This is a genomic window from Halorubrum trueperi (genome assembly GCF_042662525.1).
Lineage (GTDB): Archaea > Halobacteriota > Halobacteria > Halobacteriales > Haloferacaceae > Halorubrum > Halorubrum trueperi.
This window is the reverse complement of record NZ_JBHSXI010000016.1, coordinates 58,244-79,844: the sequence shown is the minus strand read 5'-3', so window position 1 is coordinate 79,844 and position 21,601 is coordinate 58,244. Positions and strand designations below refer to the sequence as shown.

At 65.6% G+C, this 21,601-nt stretch carries 19 protein-coding genes, 1 tRNA gene and 1 pseudogene; 10 read left to right on the top strand and 11 right to left on the bottom strand.

The window, feature by feature from the left end; all coding sequences use genetic code 11:
• The first annotated feature begins 60 nt into the window (after nucleotides 1–60).
• From ACFQEY_RS13930 to pheT, 5 genes are all read left to right on the top strand, one after another.
• Entirely contained in the window at nucleotides 61–795 is a 735-nt protein-coding gene (locus ACFQEY_RS13930; protein WP_379769617.1) for a DUF7857 domain-containing protein, read from the top strand.
• Nucleotides 792–1,442 (top strand): MinD/ParA family ATP-binding protein, encoded by a 651-nt coding sequence (locus ACFQEY_RS13925; protein WP_379769615.1) that lies wholly within the window; start codon nucleotides 792–794, stop codon nucleotides 1,440–1,442. Before ACFQEY_RS13930 ends, ACFQEY_RS13925 begins: the two co-directional genes overlap by 4 nt.
• A 78-nt stretch (nucleotides 1,443–1,520) precedes the next feature.
• Nucleotides 1,521–2,222 carry a M48 family metalloprotease gene (locus tag ACFQEY_RS13920; protein ID WP_379769613.1) on the top strand — a complete coding sequence of 234 codons (702 nt, stop codon included), beginning with the start codon at nucleotides 1,521–1,523 and terminating at the stop codon, nucleotides 2,220–2,222.
• A 68-nt stretch (nucleotides 2,223–2,290) separates the two neighbouring features.
• Nucleotides 2,291–3,799 carry a phenylalanine--tRNA ligase subunit alpha gene (gene pheS, locus ACFQEY_RS13915; protein WP_379769611.1) on the top strand — a complete coding sequence of 503 codons (1,509 nt, stop codon included), beginning with the start codon at nucleotides 2,291–2,293 and terminating at the stop codon, nucleotides 3,797–3,799.
• The gene (pheT, locus tag ACFQEY_RS13910) at nucleotides 3,799–5,535 is read left to right on the top strand and encodes a phenylalanine--tRNA ligase subunit beta (protein ID WP_379769609.1); all 1,737 of its coding nucleotides are present in this window, start codon (nucleotides 3,799–3,801) and stop codon (nucleotides 5,533–5,535) included. Before pheS ends, pheT begins: the two co-directional genes overlap by 1 nt.
• 774 nt (nucleotides 5,536–6,309) lie before the next feature.
• Here pheT and ACFQEY_RS13905 read toward each other — a convergent pair.
• The 4 genes from ACFQEY_RS13905 to ACFQEY_RS13890 all read right to left on the bottom strand — a co-directional run bounded on the left by ACFQEY_RS13905 (nucleotide 6,310) and on the right by ACFQEY_RS13890 (nucleotide 11,977).
• On the bottom strand, nucleotides 6,310–7,479 hold the full coding sequence (locus ACFQEY_RS13905; protein ID WP_379769607.1) for an aminopeptidase: 1,170 nt from the start codon (nucleotides 7,477–7,479) through the stop codon (nucleotides 6,310–6,312).
• 496 nt (nucleotides 7,480–7,975) lie between these two features.
• Complete coding sequence (pepF, locus tag ACFQEY_RS13900; RefSeq protein ID WP_379769605.1) at nucleotides 7,976–9,775, bottom strand: oligoendopeptidase F; 1,800 nt, start codon at nucleotides 9,773–9,775, stop codon at nucleotides 7,976–7,978.
• A gap of 91 nt (nucleotides 9,776–9,866) precedes the next feature.
• Nucleotides 9,867–10,340 carry a ribosomal protein S18-alanine N-acetyltransferase gene (gene rimI, locus ACFQEY_RS13895; RefSeq protein ID WP_379769602.1) on the bottom strand — a complete coding sequence of 158 codons (474 nt, stop codon included), beginning with the start codon at nucleotides 10,338–10,340 and terminating at the stop codon, nucleotides 9,867–9,869.
• A gap of 50 nt (nucleotides 10,341–10,390) precedes the next feature.
• On the bottom strand, nucleotides 10,391–11,977 hold the full coding sequence (locus ACFQEY_RS13890; RefSeq protein ID WP_379769600.1) for a PAS domain-containing protein: 1,587 nt from the start codon (nucleotides 11,975–11,977) through the stop codon (nucleotides 10,391–10,393).
• 230 nt (nucleotides 11,978–12,207) lie between these two features.
• On the opposite strand from ACFQEY_RS13890, the gene ACFQEY_RS13885 reads away from it, so the two are divergent.
• From ACFQEY_RS13885 to ACFQEY_RS13875, 4 genes and pseudogenes are all read left to right on the top strand, one after another.
• Nucleotides 12,208–12,280: transfer RNA gene (locus ACFQEY_RS13885), tRNA-Arg, on the top strand.
• Nucleotides 12,235–12,441, top strand: a complete 207-nt coding sequence (locus ACFQEY_RS18805) for a DUF7386 family protein (protein WP_459864502.1) — start codon at nucleotides 12,235–12,237, stop codon at nucleotides 12,439–12,441. Before ACFQEY_RS13885 ends, ACFQEY_RS18805 begins: the two co-directional genes overlap by 46 nt.
• A 225-nt stretch (nucleotides 12,442–12,666) precedes the next feature.
• Nucleotides 12,667–12,834 (top strand): annotated as a pseudogene (locus ACFQEY_RS13880) (IS5/IS1182 family transposase); the annotation flags it as partial.
• Nucleotides 12,835–12,944: 110 nt separating this feature from the next.
• Nucleotides 12,945–13,847, top strand: a complete 903-nt coding sequence (locus ACFQEY_RS13875; RefSeq protein ID WP_379769597.1) for a hypothetical protein — start codon at nucleotides 12,945–12,947, stop codon at nucleotides 13,845–13,847.
• Nucleotides 13,848–13,879: 32 nt separating this feature from the next.
• On the opposite strand, the gene ACFQEY_RS13870 is transcribed toward ACFQEY_RS13875, so the two are convergent.
• The 7 genes from ACFQEY_RS13870 to ACFQEY_RS13840 all read right to left on the bottom strand — a co-directional run bounded on the left by ACFQEY_RS13870 (nucleotide 13,880) and on the right by ACFQEY_RS13840 (nucleotide 19,906).
• Complete coding sequence (locus tag ACFQEY_RS13870; RefSeq protein WP_379769596.1) at nucleotides 13,880–14,173, bottom strand: avidin-fold protein; 294 nt, start codon at nucleotides 14,171–14,173, stop codon at nucleotides 13,880–13,882.
• Nucleotides 14,174–14,331: 158 nt separating this feature from the next.
• Nucleotides 14,332–14,724, bottom strand: a complete 393-nt coding sequence (locus ACFQEY_RS13865) for a hypothetical protein (protein ID WP_379769594.1) — start codon at nucleotides 14,722–14,724, stop codon at nucleotides 14,332–14,334.
• Entirely contained in the window at nucleotides 14,721–16,433 is a 1,713-nt protein-coding gene (locus ACFQEY_RS13860) for a serine hydrolase domain-containing protein (protein ID WP_379769592.1), read from the bottom strand. The genes ACFQEY_RS13865 and ACFQEY_RS13860 overlap by 4 nt, the downstream gene beginning before the upstream one ends.
• Complete coding sequence (locus ACFQEY_RS13855) at nucleotides 16,430–17,188, bottom strand: class I SAM-dependent methyltransferase (protein WP_379769589.1); 759 nt, start codon at nucleotides 17,186–17,188, stop codon at nucleotides 16,430–16,432. The genes ACFQEY_RS13860 and ACFQEY_RS13855 overlap by 4 nt, the downstream gene beginning before the upstream one ends.
• Before the next feature lie 209 nt (nucleotides 17,189–17,397).
• Entirely contained in the window at nucleotides 17,398–18,315 is a 918-nt protein-coding gene (locus ACFQEY_RS13850; protein WP_379769587.1) for a DUF7351 domain-containing protein, read from the bottom strand.
• Between the two features lie 89 nt (nucleotides 18,316–18,404).
• Nucleotides 18,405–18,857 (bottom strand): DoxX family protein, encoded by a 453-nt coding sequence (locus ACFQEY_RS13845; RefSeq protein ID WP_379769584.1) that lies wholly within the window; start codon nucleotides 18,855–18,857, stop codon nucleotides 18,405–18,407.
• Nucleotides 18,854–19,906 (bottom strand): WD40/YVTN/BNR-like repeat-containing protein, encoded by a 1,053-nt coding sequence (locus ACFQEY_RS13840; protein ID WP_379769582.1) that lies wholly within the window; start codon nucleotides 19,904–19,906, stop codon nucleotides 18,854–18,856. Before ACFQEY_RS13840 ends, ACFQEY_RS13845 begins: the two co-directional genes overlap by 4 nt.
• Before the next feature lie 105 nt (nucleotides 19,907–20,011).
• On the opposite strand from ACFQEY_RS13840, the gene ACFQEY_RS13835 reads away from it, so the two are divergent.
• Nucleotides 20,012–21,037, top strand: a complete 1,026-nt coding sequence (locus ACFQEY_RS13835; protein WP_379769580.1) for a TatD family hydrolase — start codon at nucleotides 20,012–20,014, stop codon at nucleotides 21,035–21,037.
• Nucleotides 21,038–21,601 lie beyond the last annotated feature (564 nt).

Genomic DNA, 21,601 nt, shown 5'->3' with positions numbered 1-21,601 from the left:
CTCGCGGTCGCGATCGACCTCCCGCTGAGGGTTTACGTACCATCGCGCAGCATCCGCCGTATGGACCTCACGTGGACCGTCGATCGGGAAGGCGACGCGTCGCTGGTGCGCTGTTGCGTGCGCAACGACGAGGCGGTCCCGCGTCGGGTTCGGATCGAGAACCGGCTCGACGGGCCGGTTCTCCCCCCGCGACGCGCGGGCGTTCCGGAGCCCGGCTGGGACGCGACCGGCGTGACGATGCAGTTGGCCCCCGGCGACCGTCGGGCGTTGGGGTTCGCCGTCCCCGCCCCGCCGGAGGAACCGCCGGTGGAACTGCGCGAGGCCACCGCTGCGGAGGTCGAGAGTGCCGAGACCCGCTCCCCCGCGTCCGCCGCCCTTCGCACACTCGGGGACCATCGACCGCCGAGAGCGACGGTCACCGACGAGGAGACGAAACGGCGTGAGGGGACCGCCTCGACGGACGCTGGAGTGAGAGCCGACGAGGGAGACGCGGATGGCGTCGATATCGAAACCGACGGCAAACCCGACCCCGGGCCGTCGATGTCGGGGATCGACGAGTGGTTCGCCGCGGTCGAGAGGCGCTTGGAACGGGCGGAGCGGCTGACCGACACCGACCTCGCGACCGCAACCGACGTCGTCGCCGAGTCGGGGGGAATCGACGGGATCGACGCCCTCGACGAACGGATCGCCGCCGACGCGGAGCGGCTCCGCGAGGTGAGCGAGCGCGCGGCGGCGCTGGCGACGCGCGCCGAGGCGACAGACGCGCCGATGGAGGCGCTGGAGCGGTTGGCGTGATCCTCGCCGTCGCCGGCGGAAAGGGCGGTGTCGGGAAGACGACGCTGGCGTACAACGTCGCCGCCGCGCTCGACGCGGTCGTCGTCGACGCCGACCTCGGGATGGCCGACCTCCCGAGCGGGCGCGGGCCGGACCTCCACGACGTGCTCGCCGGCGGTGCCGATCCCGCCGAGACGCTCCGTCCCGGGCCGGTTGACATTGTGCCGTGCGGGAGAACGCTCGCCGGCGCGCGCGCCTGCGATTTGACGCGGCTCGAATCGGCGATCGCGTCGATCGAACGGGAGCGCGGGACCGTCATCCTCGACTGTCCGGCGGGGCGGCGCGCAGACGCCGGCGTCCCGCTGGCGGCAGCCGATGCGTGCCTCCTCGTCGTGTCGCCGCGCGCGTTCGCGCTGGCCGACGCGATCCGGACGCGGGCGCTCGCTCACGAGCTCGACGCCGGACTCGTCGGCTGCGCGGTCAACCGCGTTACCGAGCCGCCGCCGACCGAGGCGATCGCCGACGCGCTCGGGGCCCCCGCGGCGATCGTTCCCGCTGACCCCCGTGTCGGCCGGTCGGTCGCTGACGAACGGCCGATCGTGGACCACGCTCCCGACAGCGACGCCGCGGCGGCGGTTCGGGACCTCACCCGGCGCGTGCCACGGTGACGCCGAGCCGCTTTTCTGCCGTCGCACCGTCCGACTGAGGTCGCGCCTTTTTACCGCTCCGGGGCCGAATCCGGGATCATGCTCACGGTCGCGTTCCTCCTCGGCGTCGCCGTCGTCGCCTTCCTCGCCGTCGAGGTGGGTCCGCTGTACGCTGCCGATCGGTTCCGAGATCTGCGGGACCCGACCGAGGCGGAGCGTGGCCGCCTCGCGTTCCTTCGCGACACCGCCGGACTCGACGTGGAGCGGATCGCGGTCGAGATCGATGACGGCGGCGATGGTGACGTTGGGACTGCCGGAGTCGACGGCGGCGAGTCTGGCGATTCCGGCCGAATCGAGGTTGCGGTCCGCGGACCGCCTCGCCGACGGGTGCTGTTCGTCACCGAGGCGGTGATCGACGACCTCGACGAGGACGTCGCGATCGGCCTCCTCGCGGCCGAGGCCGGACGCGTCGAGACCCATTACGCCGAGTTCCGGGCCGTCGCGATCGCGTCTGTCCTTGGGATCTTGGCCGCGATCGTCACCGCGACGGTCCAGTTCGACGCGGGCTTCGCCTCGCTCGTCGCGATCGGCCTCACGGCGTTCTGGGTCGGGCGGCGGGTTCAGTACGCGGCCGACGCCCGCGCGGCCGACGCGGTGGGTGCGACTCGGGTCGCCGACGCGTTCGAGCGCGTCGCCGCGATCCGCGGCGTCGAGCCCCAGACCGGCGACTGGTCGACGTGGTTCGAGGTCCAACCGCCGCTCGGCGACCGGATCGCGGCGCTCCGCGAACGGGCGTCCTGATCGGCGACGGCGGCGGCGACGTGCCGGAACCGTTACCAACCAGCCACACGCGTATGGAGACAACTCGAATGCGACTCCCGCAACGACAGCTCGCGGTCCTCGAAGCCGCGAGCGCGACGGACGAACGGACCATGGACGAGCTCGCCGCGGAGACGGGGATGAAACCCGAGACCGTCATCGGTTCCGCCTTCGACCTCCGCGACGAGGGGTTACTCGAGGTGACCGAAACCGCGGTCGAGACGTTCGATCTCACCGACGAAGGGCGGGCATACGTCGACGACGGCCTCCCGGAAACGCGGCTCTATCGGGCCGGCCTCGCGCTCGGCGCTGACGAATCGCCGGTCTCGATGGGACGGGTCATCGGCGAGGCCGACCTCGACGGCCCTGCGGCCGACATCGCGCTCTCGAATTTCGCGCGGAAGGGGTTCGGTGCGATCGACGCCGGAGAGCTGACGGTCGACGACGACGCGGATCCGGACGCGGATCCCGAGTCGGCGGCGCTGGCGGCGCTGGCCGCCGGCGAAGACCCCGAGGTCGACGACGCGGTCATCGAGCAGCTCGACTCCCGCGGGCTCGTCGCAGTCGGCGAGTCGGTCACCCGTTCGGTGACGCTCACGGACGCCGGCGTCGACGCGCTGATGACGGGCGTCGAGGCGGCGGAGACGGTCGCGCAGGTCACGCCGGAGTTGCTGGCAAGCGGTGAGTGGCGCGACGTGGAGTTCTCCGAGTACAACGTGGAGGCGGACGCGCCGCCGGCCTCCGGCGGGCGGACGCACGTGCTCCGCCAGACGGCCGACCGCGTGAAGGACGTGCTCGTCGGAATGGGATTCAAGGAGATGGAAGGGCCCCACGCCGACAGCGACTTCTGGATCAACGACTGTCTGTTCATGCCGCAGGACCACCCGGCGCGGACCCACTGGGACCGGTTCGCGCTGGACGTCGACCCGATGGACGACATCCCCGAGGAGCTGCTCCGGCGGGTCGAACGGGCCCACCGGGAAGGATGGGGCACGGACGGCGACGGCTACCACTCGCCGTGGTCCGAGGAGTTCGCTCGCGAGATCGCCCTGCGCGGACACACCACCTCGCTGTCGATGCGGTACCTCTCCGGGATCGCGGGCGGTGAGCTGGAACCGCCCCAGCGCTACTTCTCGGTGGAGAAGGTGTACCGCAACGACACGCTCGACCCGACGCACTTACTGGAGTTCTTCCAGATCGAGGGGTGGGTGATGGCCGAGGACCTCTCGGTGCGCGATCTGATGGGCACCTTCGAGGAATTCTACCGGCAGTTCGGGATCACGGACATCCGGTTCAAGCCGCACTACAACCCCTACACCGAGCCGTCATTCGAGCTGTTCGGCGAGCATCCCGAGACGGGCGAGGAGATAGAGATCGGCAACTCGGGCGTCTTCCGCGAGGAGGTCACCGGGCCGCTCGGCGTCGACTGCGACGTGATGGCGTGGGGGCTCGCTCTCGAACGGCTCGCCATGCTGACGACCGGCGCGGAGGATATCCGCGACCTCCACGGAACGCTGGCCGACATCGACTTCCTGCGAAACGCGGAGGTGAGCTACTGATGCCCGTCGTCGACATCGACACCGACGAGCTGCGCGGGCTGACCGGCCGCACCGACACGACAGACGAGGAGTTCACGGAGGATCTGTTCGGGCTCGGCTTGGAGTTTGAGGGCGAGACCGACGACGGGCTCCTCCAGTTCGAGTTCGCGCCCGACCGGCTCGACCGGCTCTCGGTCGAGGGCGTCGCGCGGTCGCTGCGGTATCACTACGGCGACGACCGCGGCGTCTACGTTCCCGAGACGAACGACCCCGAGTGGACGATCGAAGTCGACGAGTCGGTCCCGGACGAGCGCCCGTACGTCACCGGCGCGATCGTCCGCGGCGTCGACCTCGACGAGGCCGCGCTCGACTCGCTGATCCAGCTCCAGGAGAAGCTCCACGCGACGATGGGCCGCGGTCGCGCGAAGGGCGCGATCGGGATCCACGACCTAGCGATGGTGAAGGGCGCGCCGCTCCAGGAGGGCGCGGAGCCGTCGATCACCTACCGCGGCGTCGACCCCGACGGCGTCTCGTTCGTCCCGCTCGACGCGGACGAGGAACTGACGCCGAACGAGGTGCTGGACGACCACGACACGGGACGGGCCTACGCCAACCTCGTGGGGAGTCTGGACCGGTACCCGGCTATCTACGACGATCTGGGACTGTTCTCGTTCCCGCCGGTCATCAACGGCAAGCGGACCGAAGTGACGACCGGCTCCCGCGAACTGTTCGTCGAGCTGACGGGAACGGACCAGTGGACGATCGACAGGATGTGTGCGATCATCTGCTACGCGCTCTCCGCCCGGGGTGCGACGATCGAGGAAGTGGAGGTCCAGTACGCCGACGGCGCGACGCACCCCGAAGAGTACGGCGCGGAGTTGATTCGGCCGGACTTCGACACGACCGAGAAGTCCGTGACGCACGACCGGATCGAGACGCTGCTCGGCGTCGAGTTCGAGCCAGAGGAGGTCGTCGACTGCTTCGAGCGCGCCGGCCTCGACGCGAACTACACGCTCGGCGAGGACGTGACCTACGAGGTGACGATCCCGCCGTATCGCGTCGATGTCCTCCACCCGCTGGACCTCGTCGACGACGTGGGACGCGCGTACGGGTTCGACGAGCTTGAGCCGCGCTATCCCGACGTGGGGACCGTCGGCGGCCGCCACGAGCGCTCGCGGCTGGAGGACGCGGTTCGGACGAGCCTCGTCGGGCTCGGCTTCGAGGACCTGTTGAACTTCCACATGACGAGCGCGACGGAGAACTTCGATCGGCTGAACGTCGAGCCGGGCAGTTCAGTCCTCGGCGGCGGCGACCCGGTCGAGATCACGGAGCCGTACAGCGAGGAGTACACCCAGCTCCGGACGTGGACGATCCCGTCGCTTCTCATGCTGCTCGAACGGAACACCCACAACGCGTACCCGCAGGACGTCGCGGAGATCGGCTTCGTCGCCGAGCGCGACGACGCGGAGAACACGAACGTCGCCGAAGCCCGTCACGTCACCGGTGCGGTCGCCCGTCGCGACGCCTCCTACGAGGCTGCGAAGGGTCGGCTGCAGGCGGTCTGTGACGACTTCGGCGTCGATCTGGAGACGCCCAGAACCGAACACCCGTCGTTCATCGACGGCCGGACCGCCCACGTGGTGATCGACGGCGACGCGGTCGGCGTGATCGGCGAGATCCATCCCGCCGTGCTCGTCGAACACGACCTAGAGGTGCCCGTCGCGGCCTTCGAGTTCGATCTCGACGCGCTGCGATAAGACGGAGCCGGTCGTCTTTCTCCCATTTTCGCGTCAGTAGCCGGTGATTCGACTCGGTTTGCATGTGATCAATCTCAGAACAACTGTGCGCGATATCGGGAGTAAGGATTACATCGTGTTGGGGTGATCGTTTATACGTGAGCGAGTGGTGTTGCTGGCGGCTGTTTATATACCGTTGCTGGCGCGGTGAACATTTCCAAAGCCCCAGCCACTCGGGTATAAATCGTTGCTGGCGGGGAAAACACTTCCAAAGCCCCAGCCACTCGGGTATAAATCGTTGCTGGCGGGGAAAACACTTCCAAAGCCCCAGCCACTCGGGTATAAATCGTTGCTGGCGCGGAAAACACTTCCAAAGCCCCAGCCGCGAGGCGGACGCACGCTCGCTGTGCGCCTCGCTCAGTCGCTAGGCTCCTTCGCTGCGGTGCTTGTGTCGCCTGCGCCCGCCTCGCGGCTGCCCCTTTGAATCCCACCCCGCCCGCACAGCACCCGTACCTCACGCCTCCCCAGCCTCGCTGCTTCGCGCCTTTAAAAAGGCGCTCGCGGCGTCCCTCGTGCGGGCGGCTCGCGGCCTGTCGGCCGCTCACCGGCGCACGCCACCGCCTCAGTCATTTATAAGTAGTCGTCGCTGCCGCACTCGCTCGTTTAAATACCTCGTTGCCGGCGGCGGACTGCGATCCCTACTCCCGCCATCATTCAAGCGGATCCCACGGAGAGCGGTTGTTCATTCGCGGATTCATCTGATCAAGGGCGCTTCGACGCCGCTGGTTCGTTCGATTAGCCTTCGAACCCGTCTTCCCACCGGAACCGTCCGTTTCGCTGGACGACCTCGCCGTCCACCTCCATCCTGGAGTTCTCGCTCACGTCGCTTATCATGTCGACGTGGACGGCGCTGTCGTTGCCGGATTCCCCGTCGGGAAGGCAGGCGTCGTAGGCACGGCCGACCGCGAGGTGGATGGTGTCGCCCATCTTCTCGTCGAAGAGGATCGAGTCGGTGAACCGATCGATACCGCGGTTCATCCCGATCCCGAGTTCGCCGAGCCGACGCGCGCCCGCGTCGGTGTCGAGCACGCTCGCGAGCGCGTCCTCGCCGGCCGCCGCGGCGAAGTCGACGACTGCGCCGTCCTCGAAGACGAGGTGAACGTTCCGGACGCGGGTCGCGTCGATCGTCATCGGCACGTCGAAGAACGCCTCGCCGGCGGTGTCGTACGGCGCGGTGAACACCTCGCCGGAGGGGAGGTTGTGCGAGTCGTACGCGACCGAGGCGGCGGAGTTCACCGCGGTCCGGCCCGCGATCGACATCGTCACGTCCGTGTCGGGGGCGTTCTCGCGCTCGGTGACGATCCGGACCTCGTGGCCCTCGTCGAGGACGTCTTTCATCCGCGCCATCTCGTCGGCGAGCGCCTCCCAGTCGCGGAGCACGGCGTCGTAGACGAAGTCTTTGTACTCCTCGTGGGCCATGCCGGCCTGCTGGGCGAGGCTCCGGGTGGGGTGAACCGTCGACACCCAGTCGGTGTCCATCCGGGCCTCGCGGACGCCTTTTCGGGCCTTCGCGTAGGCTCGCCGAGTTCGTCGGTCGACGTCGGCGGTCGCGGTGGTGTTGCGGCCGCCGCCGAGTCTGAGGTAGGCGTCGGCGGCCTCGAAGATCGCGCGGTCGACCGCGGGGTCGGAATCGAAGACGGGGGCGTCCCCGCCGTCGTCGCCGTCGCCCTCTCCGTCGCCGCCTCCATCGGCTCTCTCCTCGCTTCCTTTTAAATACGCTCGGGACACTTCCTCGGAGCCGTACAGCGTCGTCACGTTCGCCCCGCGCTCGCCGAGCGCCTCGGCGACGGCGACGCCCAGATCGTGGGCGTCTTCGGCGACGCTCACGACGACGTCGTCGCCGGCCTCGACCCGTGCGCTCCAGTCGACGAGAACCGCGGCGTGCTCGCGTACGCGTTCGTCCATTACACGGTGTGTCGTAGAGGAGCGGTAAACCGGTGCCGGCGCGGACCTCGTCTCTGGGGCGTATCGGAGGTTAGTTTATAAGTGATCGATTGCAGACCGGCGGTGAACTCTCCTAAAGCCCCAGTCGCCGGACTGCGTCCGGCTGTCACCGGGCGAAGTCCGGTTGCCCGAGGGACTGTGTCCCTCGCTGCCAGCGGCGCTCCGCGCTTCGCTGCCGCTTGCTTATATATCGTTGCTGTCGGTGACACGGAGAACACCTCTAAAGCCCCAGCCGCGAGGAGCGCAACGAGTCTGCGCCCTCTTCGCGACTGCCCCTTTGAGTCCCACCCCGCACCGCAACCGCACCGCAACCGCACCTCATACCTCCCCAGCCTCGCGGCTCCCTTCGGTCGCCGCGTCCCTCGCGCGGTGCCGTTCACGGCCTATCGGCCGCTCACGGGCACGCGCCACCGCATTCAATATATAAAAGGGAAACCGCGAGATCGCGTCGAACGGACTACTCCAGGTCGAGCAGCGTCGCGATCTCGTCGAGGTACTTGTCGTAGATCCCGACGGCGGACTCGATCGGGTCGGGCGACGCCATGTCGATGCCCGCGAGTTCGACGACGGCAAGTGGATAGTCGGAGCCGCCCGCGGCGAGCATCTCGCGGTAGTCGGCGGCGGCGGACTCGCCCTCCTCCAGGACGCGCTCGACGATCGCGGCGGCGGCGGAGATGCCGGTCGCGTACTGGTAGACGTAGAAGTCGTAGTAGAAGTGGGGGATGCGCTCCCACTCGCGCTCGATGCCGCCGGTCAGCTCGGCGGGCGCGTAGTAGGTACCCTTCAGGTCGGCGTAGATCTCGTCGAAGGCGTCGGGGGTGAGCGCGTCGTCGGCCTCGACGCGCTCGTGGATCTCCTGTTCGAAGGCGGCGAACATCGTCTGGCGGAACAGGGTGGAGCGGAAGCGTTCGAGGTACTCGTCGAGCACGTGCGTCCGAAGCTCGTCGTCCTCGACCGCGTCGAGGAGGTGGTGGGTGAGCAGCGTCTCGTTGACCGTGGAGGCGATCTCCGCGACGAAGATCTCGTAGCTCGCGTCGTGCCACGGCTGCGCGTCCCCGGCCAGTTCCGAGTGCATCGAGTGACCCAACTCGTGCGCCAGCGTGAACATCGAGGCGATGTCGTCCTGGTAGTTCATCATGATATACGGCTGCGTGTCGTACGTGCCGGAGGAGAACGCACCCGAGCGTTTCCCCCGGTTCTCGTACACGTCGACCCACCGCGAGTCGAGCCCCTCGGCCATCCGCTCCTGGTACGCCTCGCCGAGCGGCGCGACCGCGTCGATCACCCACTCGACCGCCTGGTCGTACTCGACGTCCGGCCCCTGGTCGCCCGTCAGCGACATGTAGAGATCGTGGCTCTCCAGTTGTTCGACGCCGAGCGCGTCCGCTTTGAGTTCCGCGTGTCGGTGAAGCACGTCGAGGTTGTCGTCGACCGTGTCGACGAGCGTGTCGTACACCTCGACGGGGACGTTCGAGCCGTCGAGTGCGGCTGCCCGCGCGGAGCCGTAGTCACGGATCTCGGCGCTCGTCACGTGCTCGCGCACGGCCTTTTCGAGGGACGTGCCGACCGTGTTCCGGACGCCGGCCCACTCCTCGTAAAACGTCTCGTGGACGCGCCGGCGGAAGTCGCGGTCGGGGTTCGTCTGGAGCTTCGTGAAGTTCGCCTGCGTGATCTCGACGTCTTCGCCGTCGGGGTCCTCGACGACGCCGTAGCTCATATCGGCGTTCGTCAGCATCGAGTAGATCTCGCTCGGGGCGCTCGTGACCTCCGAGAGGTCCGCGATGACCTCCTCGACCTCCGCCGAGCGCGTGTGCGGTTTCATCCGCAACACGTCGTCGAGGTAGTGCTCGTACTCGGCGAGGGCCGGCTCCTCGTCGACGAACGATTCGACGTCGCTTCCGGTGAGTGACTGCAGTTCGGGTTCGAGGTACGAGACCGCGCTCGACGCCTCGGAACCCAGCGACGACGCCTTCGCGGACATCGCCTGGTACTCCTGATTGCGAGTGTCCTCGGCGCTGCGGAGCCGAGCGTACGTCACCACTTGCTGGAGGGCACGAAACACGTCCTCACGGAGTTCGAGCAGTTCGAGGAGGGTCTCCGCGTCCTCGGCGACGCGTCCCTCGTAGGCGCGCAGCTCGTCGATCCGCTCTGCGACCGCCTCGTACGACGCTTCCCACGTCTCGTCGTCCGCGTAGACGCTCCGGAGGTCCCACTTGTACGCCTCGTCGATATCCGCCCGTTCGGGAACCGAACTCATATCGCGTCGTTGGACCCCTACACACTAAGCCTTGTCAAAACCGGAACACCTCGGCGTCTCGATCGGACGCGGGGGCCGGTTCGCCTGTCGGTCAGTCGGCGGTCGCCCACTCGGCGAGATCGAGGACGAGCACGAGCGCGTCCTCCCCGTCGCGGTAGTATCCCGGAACGCGGCGCACGGGCTCGAACCCCTCCTTCGCGTACAGCGAGCGGGCGATCTCGTTGCTCTCGCGAACCTCCAGCCGCACGACGGCGACGCCGACGGCGCGGAGGCGCGCGAGCGCCGATCGGAGGAGCGTCCGCCCGATACCGCGATCCCGCGCGTCGGGACGGACCGCCAGGTCCTTGATATGGCCGATGTCGCGGCCGTGGTTCGGCGTGGCGTCCGCGATGACGTAGCCCACGACTCCGTCGTCGCGCTCGGCGACGAGGAAGGCTGGCTCGTCGATCAGCCGCTCGAAGGCGTCGTAGGGCCACGGGTCGGAGAAACACGCTCGCTCGATCCGAACAACGGCGAGCAGATCGGCGAGTTCGGCCCGACGGACGGCGGCGTCTACCGGGGTCACGGGCCGGATTGGTGGGCCGGAGGAATAAACGCGACGGGACGCTTGCGGGCTCAGCCGTCGATCCACGGTCCGGCCCCCTCGACCGCTTCGGGGCCGGGAGCGCCGACGACGAAACAGGCACCGTCGGCGGCGGGTACCCCGGCCGGAAGGCTTGCGTCGCCCGAGATCTCCGAGCGGACAGCGCTACTCGCGCCGTCGCGCAGGTGGATCTCCCACCCGTGCGACTCGATCACCTCGCGGACGATGTCGAGGCCGTACCCCGTTCCGTCCTCGCGCGTGGTAAAGCCCGGTTCGAACACGTCCTCGCGGTGGGCGGGATCGATCCCCGGACCGTCGTCGGCGACGAGGAACCCCTCGCCGGTCGCGTTCACGACGACGGTGAGGCCGCCGTCGGGATCGCTCGGCACCGCGTGTTCGGTCGCATTCCGGAAGAGGTTCTCGAACGCCTGCCGTAAGCGTCCCCGATCCCCGAAAATCCGTGCGTCCGCGCCGACGACGAGCCTCGCGTCCCCGTCGCCCGCGGTCTCCCACGCGTCTCGGACGACGCCGCCGAGCGCGAACTCGGTCGGCTCGTCGATCCCCGCTCCCTGTCGGGCGAGCGTCAGCAACTCCGACACCAACTGATCGATCCGACCGACGGCGCGCTCGCCGCGGCCCAGCGGTTCGGTGTCGTCTTTCAGCCGCGCCATTTCCATCGACGCGCGGATCACCGACAGCGGATTCCGGAGGTCGTGCGACACGATGCTCGCGAAGCGATCGAGCCGCTCGTTTCGGTCGGTGAGCCGGCGCTCCCGCGCCTTCCGCTCGCTGACGTCCCGGGAGTTGAGGAGGAGGCGGCCGACGGCGGTGTCGTCCGGTAGCGGTCGCGTCTGCGACTCTAGCCAGACCCAGTCGCCGTCGGCGGTGCGATATCGATACTCCAGCGTCGGAGCCGCGTCGGGATCGTTGAGCGCGCGGTAGAACCGCTCCGTCACGCGCTCGCGGTCGTCCGGGTGGACGTAGCCGAGCGGGGAGCGCCCGACCGTCGACCCCTGCTCGTAGCCGAGTACCTCCTCGACGGACGGACTCTCGTACCTGACCCGCCCGTCCGCGTCGACGACGGTGACGAGGTCGGTGCCGTACTCCAGGAACTGTCGGAATCGCTCGGGAAACGCACGGTCGACGTCGACCCGACGGGCCGTCACAACCCGGCCGCCGAACTCGGGGGCGAGATTCTCGTCGACGACGGACTCGACCCAGTGGAATCCGCCGCTCGCGTGCCGGATCCGATGGGTGACGACGCGGTCTGTCGCGACGGCGGAGAGGGCATCGGAGACGGCGTCGCGGTCGTTGGGGTGAACGTGTTCTAACAGATCGTCGCCCAGCAGCGACTCCCGATCGACTCCGAGCACCGCGGGAACCGAGGGACCCGCGAACAGCACTTCGCCATCGACGGCGACCGCGGCGACGAACCGATCGGCTTCGAACCGAACCCCGTCCTCCCCTTCCGAGGACCCGTACCGCGGACCGGGAGCGCGGTCGTCTGTCGAATCCCGCTCGTCTGCTGGTCGCCCCGCGTGTGGGGACCCGTGTCGAGCGGTCTCGCTGCGGGAACCTGTTCGCGGGGCGGCCGATCGATCCGTCGGGCGGAGTGTCACGCTCGTTCGGACGGTACTACGAACCGGTGGGAATAAAACCGCGCATTCTAAGAATCAATACTGATAATTTAGTGCGCTTTTCGCGGATCGCGGCGGGCCGTCCCGAATCAGATCGATGTAGTCGGTCCAAAAAGACGGCGGCGACGCTCGACCGCGATCGGGCGTCGTCGGCCGACTGCGACGATCTGAGTCAGAAGCGTTAAACGCTCGCCGAGGGTACGCGGTCGTGAGGGCGCGTAGCTCAGCGGACAGAGCACTTGGTTCCGGACCAAGATGCCGCGGGTTCAAATCCCGTCGCGCCCGTTCGTTCAGCTTCGCTCGCGTGGATCCTGTCGCGCTCGCCTTCTCAGAACCGTTTTGCGAGTAACGCACGCGACGAGTTGGATCCCGCGACGATCCAGCACTTCAACACCGACGTGCTTGGGTTGCGGTACAGGACACGAGTCGAAAGTCGGTGGCGGTAGGCCCTTTCAGGGCGAGCGGTTCAACCGTCTCATTTCACTTTCAGTCTCGTGGTGGGATTTATTCGTCCCGGACCAATTAATTTCTATATGTCGAATACGGAGTGGCGACCGACCGCTGAGGATGACGGTCCGGACGAGAACCTTGGCTTCGGTGACGCGCTCACGGAACTCGCTGTTGAAAACGCCCCAGACATCGATCCCGTCAACGCTGGTCGTGAGTCGCGCGAAGACACCTCCCACCGCGGTTCACTCGTTGAGGCGATCTTCTACGCACTCAAACGTCGGTTTGACGAAACCTAACGCGCTAGAACGTGGTTTGGCCAGTTCAGGGAGCTCGTCCTAAAGGCCGCCGTCAGAAACATAGAACAAGCCGTCTGCCACTCACAACCGTAATCTCACGCGTTTAAACAAGCCGGATCCGCTGTATGCAGCAGGCTAGTTGTATCAGTTGGTGAGGATCGCAACAGAGCCGTCAATTACGAACTCTCAGTAACGGCTGTGAGATGGTGTGTGAGTATCGTTCCAGGAAGGGCCTATACGACTGGGAGACGCACATCGACGTGATGCCCTCCATCCGATCCTTTCTAGTCAGCCTTCTCGCTGGGTTCGTACATGCGGGGACACTCATTGGTGTTGCACTGACGCTTGGATATTCGATCGGTCCATCTGAGTACACGATTCTCGGAGTGGGGTGGCGCTACGGTGGACTCATCGTCGTGGCTGCTGTTCCAGTGTGGCTTGCGCTCCGCTATCGAATCGTCGCTCCGCTGGTCGCTCTCGTGGTGACCACTGGTTACGTGCTCGGGATGGAACTCACGCCACCGGGACCGACCTTTCGAGATGTCGCAGAGTTGGAGCGTCTTGCTGAACCGACCAGTATCATCGTTGTCGAGAACGGACTGTATATTGCACGATACATGCTGAACGCCTCTGTCTGGACAGTTGGATTTCTGTTTCTCGGGCTGGTCGAATACACCGTTCGAACAGAGTGGAAGCGGCTTCCAGCAGTTCCGTCACCGATTTCGCTGATTTCGATCCCCGCATCGCGGAAGCAGGCGGTGAGCATTGCCACGATAGGTGGGGTACTCCATTCCGCAGTGATGCTGTGGTTCTCACTTCGGCTTGGTTTCACTGTCTCGGGTGACTTCGGCTGGCTCCTGTACGTCGGTAGTACGCTTGGAATGTGGCTACTCGCTGCCGTCCCGCTGTATCTTTTGGTTCGTCATCTCGTGGTTGCACCGGCGACGTTACTCACAGCATTCATCCTACTTGACGTACAGGCGGAGTTTACAGCCAGTCCCGAAGATCCACACGCACTGTACTTCGGTGCGTGGTTTCTCTACCTCGGTATTCTCCTTATCGTGGCAGGAATCGAATTCGGAGTTCGCCAGCTACAGGCCAAGTAGTGACCATTCACGATGTGATTTTTGGAGACTCTCTACCCATTAACTTCTTCATGAATTGATTCGCCAGTACCGGGTTTTGATTCCCACTCATCTTCAACTCTCACACGCCCATCGTCAAGAAGTTCGACATCTCCAACAGAGTGTCCAGTCGCGGTTTCGTTATCTGTGTTTATTTGGGTGTATCTGATGTCCCACTGCTCACCATCAAACGTACCAACCAAGTGACCATCTACAACATCGCCACCAGAGTAGTTAGCATAGATTCGAATCTTCCGCTTCGCTAATGCCTTCAGAGCGACGCTATACCGTGCCTTCTGCGGATTCAACAGAGCAGTTGGCTGCTAAATCAACCTGAGATCGGAGCGATGCAATAGAGGTGTATAAAATTCCCGAATTGGTGATATCTGCTGGGAATTTATCACAAAGTCAGGTATTCGCACGCCGCCCGGGGGTCGAACACAGATCCGTTATCGGTGGAGGCGGTCTACACCGCCAGGAACCCGAGGGTAGCGAGTTGCCAACTGAATCCGAGTCCCAGCAGCGCAAGGAGCGTATGGTGGATTCGGGCAGGTAGCGACCAGTAGCGGTACCGCCACGCCGGTACTGCACCGGCAACCGTGCCAAGTGTGAGGATTCCGATGAGGTACGGGAGCGCGAGAGCGAACTGCATCGGGAGCGGTCGTGTGATAAGCGTGAGCTCACCGCCACTCCCGACGACGACAACCACGAGGAGGACGAACGCGATGGAGACGCCGCTTAGGCCGACACCTGCTGCCCGAGCGAGCCACGCAAGGCGGCGCCTCCGGTCAGTGAGGGCACCGTCGTCGCGTTCGGTCGGCTGCCCTGGCTGCTGGTGAGACACGTATCGCTCCGTCATTCGGTACTCTCCGCGTCCGTGACCGAATCGTGGTCCGTCCGATACTGGTTCCACTGTCGCCAGGTACGCCGTCCGCCCCAGCCGACGAGAGAAAGACCGAACCCGGCTAGCGTCACGCCGAGGACGCTTCCGGTAACGAGTTGGCGTTCGTGAAACGGGACCGGCCGGTAGACACCGGTGGGCTCGCTTGCCATGTGCATCCCGTCGACGTCTCCGTCCGTGATCTCGAAGGCAAGGACGTCGTGCCCGTCCACTTCGTGATAGACGTATGGATCGGTCTCAATCCAATGTCGCGCGTCGCCGTCGAGCGTCGTCGTGCGGACTCGACCGCTGGCTGCCGGTTCGACCGACACGTGTTCCAGACGGTCGACCGCTTGCAGCGGGCCGGTCCGCGGGAGGCTGGTGAGGCTGTACTCGCCAGCGACGGCCTCAGCGCGGCTTCGACTCCCCGATTCCACTGTCGGTTGTGGCGTGGTCGGCGGTGATCGAAGCCCGTATTCGGCGAGGATCTCGTCGATCACGGCTCCCGGCGGGAACCGCTCGCCGCGATTGCCGTTGTAGGTGACGAAAATTCCCACGCCGGACTCGGGAACGAGAACGAGGTGACTCGAAAAGTGAACCGTCGCTCCCGAATGACCGATCACCCCGTCATCCGCGTCTCCGTACTCGTGGAACCCGTACCGCCAATTGGTGACGGCCGGATGGCGGACGTGGTGTCGATCGCGCATCGCTCGTGCCGTGTCTGCTCGCAGGATCCGCGTGTTGCCGACCGCCCCATCGCCGAGATGTGCTCGCATGAACGCCGCCATATCACGCGCCGTCGCAGTCATCGATCCCGCCGGACGCATATTGATGAACACCTCGCCAGCAGTTCGGAACCGCTCTTTCTCCCGGGAATGGCCCGCTGCGAGGTCCCCGGGGTGGTCGTCCGGAACGGGCTGGGCGAACGTGCTATGAGCCATATCCAGCGGTTCGAAGATCTCCGACTGCACGTACTCCTCGAACGTGGTCTCATTGTCCTCTGCGACGACGTGTCCGGCGAGAGCTGCTCCATAGTTGGAGTACCCGACCACCTCGCCCGGTGGGCGAACCCGTGGCGGCTGCTGATCGACGAGTACCGCCTCGAGCGGTGCGACCGCCTCCGGGTCAGCGACGACCTCGGGATCGATCGCAGATTCGAACCCGGCGGTGTGGGTTCCGAGCTGTCGCAACGTCACCGGCTCCTCGTAGATCTCCGGAACCGTAACCTCGGAGTCTTCGAGATAGCTATTGACGTCTTCGTCGAGGTCGAGGTCCCCCCGTTCGACACACTGCATGACGGCGGTCCACGTGACGAGCTTGCCGACGGATCCCACGCGAAACGCGGTCTCGGAGGCCCGAACCGGTGTCTCGGACTCCGCGTCGGCCTCGCCGTATCCTTTGAGCAGGACAGGACCATCAGATCTGACGATAGCGACGATCGCGCCGGGGGTTGCACTCCCGATCCGACGTGTCACCACGTCGTCGACGAACCCTTCGAGCTCGTCGAGGTCGGGAAACGGGCGTTCGTGGTTCGAAGCGGGCTCGGTCGCGGACTCGGCACTGACGGTAGCGCTGGCAGTCGTCGTTCCGAGACCAGTTGAGGTGACAGCACCGAGTCCAGCGAGGACCGTTCGTCTGGGTATGCACCCGCAGTCGCCGTTCGGCAGCGCCGTGTCCCGTCCGCTCATTCGCCACGCTCTACCGAACTTGGGATGTCTGGTCGCTCACACACGATCCGCGTGATCCGACCGAACTGTGCCGATTCCGCCTCGTCCACGGTCAGTCCAGCCCGACGGACGACGGCGAGGGGCTCTTGTGTCAGTCGGCAGCCGGACTTCTCGTAGTGGGAATCGGCACGCCACTCCTGGTACCGTGCGACGAGACGGTTGTCGCTTCGGCCGTGTTCGAGCAGTAGGATCTGTCCGTCGGGACGACAGACGCGCGCCATCTCTCGCAGGGCCGCGACAGGGTCGGGAAACGTACACGTCGAAAACGAGGAGATGACGGTATCGAAGCTGTCGTCTTCGAATTCGAGATCCTGTGCGTCCATCCGGTTGACAGTCCCGTCTCGATCGAGGGCATCGAGCTCCGATCGGGCGCGTTCAACCAGCGGCTCGCTGATGTCGATAGCGACGAGCCCCGTCGATTCCGGCAGGTATCGGAAGTTCGACCCGGTCCCACAGGCCACGTCGAGCACTTCCCCCTCGGCGCGAGAGAACTGACGGTGACGGTAGCGCCCGGTGAACAGCCGATTCAGCCAGCCGAACCGATCGATCCACTTCGCGTAGCGCGCGTAGGCAGCTTGGATGTCTTGGACGGTCATCCGACCGCTAGTCGACGGGGTCGATCTGGGTTTCCTCGACTCGCGAGGAGTCTTCGACGTCTCGATTTCGTCGTGCGTGTCGTGTTTGCTCATGGATTGTCCATCTCGTTGATCGCTCATGGACTGCTCACCTCGTTGCTCACGTCAAGAGAGGAGACGCCGACTCATAAATATTATAGAATAATTGATATATTATCGAATCTGTTTCAAAATGACGATTAAGCGACGAGGCGTGTTTGAGGGCGCGTTCACGCTTTCGCGACGCATTTCGGGACGTACCGACGCGAGACGCTCAACGACAGTTTTGTAAGTGTGTTGAATAGAACGCCTCAGTCGACGTTCCGACCGCGCACGCGCTCAGTCCGTGTCGGCCGAGCGTCGTCGTCGAGGTACAGTCGTAGCACTGCGTCCTCGTGACGCAACTCGACGCGGTACGCAGCCGGATTCGTGGCGATCCGTTCGGCGGTCCAGCGACCGTCTCTGAGATAGCTGTGCAGTTCCCACCATCCGGTTCCCATGATGTCGACGCCGCGATCCCAATAAAACGCGATCGATGGGGTACGAAACGCCGCGCTGTACGTCAGCGGCCCGCTATATCGGCGCAGACACGCCTCACACTCGTCGATGGTAAAATACGAGACGGGCACCTCAGCGGACAGCGACTGATCACTGGCATCGAGAACGTCGGTGCGTATCTCCCCGGCGCACTCGGGACAGATTCCGTCCTGAACGAGGCCGAATTCGGTGGCTTGCTTGCGCTTAAGCGACTCCAGTAGCGCCGCCCCCGAGTGAGCACGCGCTTGGGCCGGCGTCACGATGTACCCGGTCACCGGTCGGTCACAGGACGGACACCGCACCATGAAGTACTGGTCGTCGAGTCCGGCTTCGAGCCGAGTTTCCCCGCAGTACAGACACGTCCCTTCCGTCTCGATGCTATCGATGTCGACCGGCCGTCTGAAATTCTTCGCGAGAATAAACCGGACAATCTGCTCGCCGGCGTGTGTGAACGCGTAGCCGTCCCCGGTCTTCTGAAGATACGTCCCAACGAGTTCGCCGAGATGATACGAGAGCTTCGACGTGTTCTCGATCTCGACACGCTCGTAAATCTCCGAGAACGACAGCGGTGCAACGCCCGCGTTCGACGGGGCTTGCTCGTATTGCGCGACGGCGACTGCCCGGAGAATGCCCACCCGGCTCTCGTCCGAGAGGAGCGCGAACATATCGGCCGCCGTTTGCTCGGAGGCCATACCCGCACGCTCGATGCCCGCGCCCTTGAAACTACACTCTCGGTACCGGGGTCGACTGTCCGTAATTCCAACGCTGGACCCGTTCGGTCCTATCGCGTTTCCGACTCGTCCGCCGCGTCGAGCAGCATGATCGCACCGCCGAGCAGCGCGAGGTTCTTCAGGAAGTTGATCTTGTTGTCGTGGCGTTTTTTCCCCTCCATCGTCCAGAAGTCGTGGATCGCCGGCGTCGTTCCGAGGAAGAACACGACCAGCGCTCCGGCGGACGCGCGCGGGAACTTCCAAAGGACGATTCCGAGGTTGGCGACGAACAGCATGCCGGTGACGAACGGCACGAGCACGTCCGGCACCGGGACGCCTTTCTCCTCGGCGACGGCGACGCGCTTGTCGTTGTTCTTGAACCCGTCGACGGCCATGTACGCCAAGATCCCGCCGTACAGCGCCCGTCCGACGAACGCCGGCGTCGGCGATCCCGAGACCGACTCGGCGGTCGATTCGGCGGCCGATTCTGCGGTCGGTTCGGCGGCCGATTCGGACTCCGTCACGACGACACCACCTCAATGCGGCTGACGTTGGCGTCGACGCGTCCGACGGTCTCGTACTCTCCGTCGTTCGTCCGCCGCATGATCCGCCCCTCGACGTCGTCGCGCTGGTCGGGGACGTCGAACAGGCCGGATCCGCAGACCACGTCGCCGTCGTGGACCGCCCACGTCTCGACGATCTCGTGGGGTTCACCGGGGAACGCGACGCGCTCGAAGTCGCGGCCGAAGTTCGCCGACTCGAACAGCGCCACCTCGTGGTCGTCGTTCACCCACGCCGGCGGGGCCTCCTCGCCGCCGCAGAAGAAGACGGTGCCGTCGTGCACGAACACGCACCGAATGTACGAGAAGCCGTTCCCGTCGTCAATTCGCGTCCACGAGTCGCCGGCATCGGTGGTTCGCCAGAGCCCGCCCTCGCCGACCGCGTGGCCGAGCCCGAGATTCTCCAGGTCGTGGTCGAGGTAGCCGGTCGCCGCGAGCCAGATGTCCTCGGAGACGGGGAGGATCTGATGGACGTCGTCGACGATGGTCTCTCGTCTGTCGGTCCACGTCTGCCCCGCGTCGTCGCTCAGGTGGATCCCGCCGGCCTCGACGCCGGCGATCAGCCGCTCGGGTCGACCGGGAATCGCTTCGAGCGCCCGCAGTCGGGCGTAGTGCGGATCGATCGGCGACTCCCAGTGCCCCCGCGACGGGAGGTCGCGGAACCCCTTGAGCTCCGTCCAGGTCTCGCCGTCGTCGACGGAGCGGAAGACGTACGGGTCGTTCGTGCCGGCGTAGAGCGCGCCGTCCGCCGTCGCGAGGATTGACCACACTTCGCTCTGGCCGGCGTGCCAGAAGCGGTCGCCGAGGGGAACGCCCAGGTCCTCCCACGTCAGACCGCCGTCACGCGAGCGGTACGCCCCGGTCGACGACGCCACGAACACGCCCTCGGTGTGGGCCCACGACTTCGCGGCGGTCACGACCCCGCAGTCGAGCACCCGCTCCGCCTCCTCGCGCTCGAACGGCACGTCGTCGACCCGGTACAGCCCGTCGTCTGTCCCGATCAAAAGTGTCATACGTTGGTACGTGAGTCGGACGCATACTAAAGTTTTACCAAGCTGTAAAACGCTAAGTGGACGGAGGCGTAACCGACGAAGAAGTCGCGACTGACGACACCAACCATGACATCATCCCATCCGACGAAGCGACCGACCGACGCGACGTACCTGGACGATCGAGCGCAGGGGAACGAAGATATCGACCTCCCGCGAGAGCTGCTCACCCTCCCGTGGATCGACGTCCACAACCACGCGCACACGCTCTCGTGGGACGACCGCGAGCGGTACGCACTCGCGGGGTGCCGGTCGATGCTCATGGTCGCCTCGGGGTATCACTGGACGCCGTACAAACCGGTCGAGGCCGACGACATCCGGTTCCTGTGGGACGACGCGATCAACCGCCGGACCGCGATCGAGCGCAACCACTTCTTCGAGGCCAAGCTCGGGCTCGGCGTCCACACCGGCGTGCGCATCGAGAATCCCGACGAGCTGCTCGACGCGATGGACGACTACTGCGCGCTCGACGAGGTGATCGCGGTCGGCGAGACCGGCGTGGTCCCGTCACAGCACGTCAGTCGCTGGGGGATCGACGAACAGCGGGCGGTCGTGCAGGCGCAGATGGAACTGGCGGAGGCACACGACCTCCCCGTCATCCTCCACACGCCGAACACGTCGAGCGACGCGACGCGGTCGTACCGCGACGGGCTCGGCGTGACGCCCGGCTACGAGAAGAACGCGGGACTCGGTGCCGATCCCGTCCTCGACGGCGACAATCCCGCGCTCGAATCGGTACGAATCGACGTCGAAGCGATGCGAGACGCCGGCCTCGCCGACGAGCGCGTCGTCGCCTCCCACGCCGACCGCAACAACACCGCGTACCTCATGGACGAGACAGACTGCTACCTGAGCTACACGATCGGGCACTCCTGGCTGATCGGCGTCGACGCCGCCGACGTCGCCGACGCCATCGACGAGTACGGTCCCGACCGGATCATGGTCGACACCGACTGCGCGAACGTCCTCCGGACCGACCCGTTCGCGCTCAAACGCGCCATCTTCGAGTTATACCGGTACGGGATCGACGTCGACGACATCCGGCAGGTCGTAGTGGAGAACCCTCGCGAAGTCTTCGGGTTCGAGCAGGAATAGACGCGGAGCCCGTCGATATGGTCCTTTGAAACCTCATTCTTCAACCAGATTCTCGTCTGAAGCGGTCGGTCGCTGAACGGTCCTCCTGATTGAGAACGGGAGTAGGTATTGCAGACCGCCGCCGGCGACGTGGTATATAAAAGGAGTGAGCGGGGACGGCGACGACTGCTTATAAATGAACGTGGCGGTGGCGTGCGCCGGTGAGCGGCCGACAGGCCGGGAACCGTCCGCACGAGGGACGCCGCGAGCGCCTTTATAAGGCGCGAAGCGGCGAGGCTGGGGAGGTGTGAGGTGCGGTTGCGGTGCTGTGCGGGGAGGGGCACAAAGGGGCAGCTGCGAGGCGGGCGCAGGCGACGTAAGCACCGCAATGAGGGAGCGCGAGCGACCGAGTGAGGAGCGCAACGAGCGTGCGCCCGCCTCGCGGCTGGGGCTTTGGAAGTGTTCACCGCACCGTCAATCACTTATAAACACTCAACACCGGATACACAACGATTCACCGCACCAGCAACGATATATAAACAGTCGCCAACGACACCGCTCGTTCACTTATAAACGATCACCCCA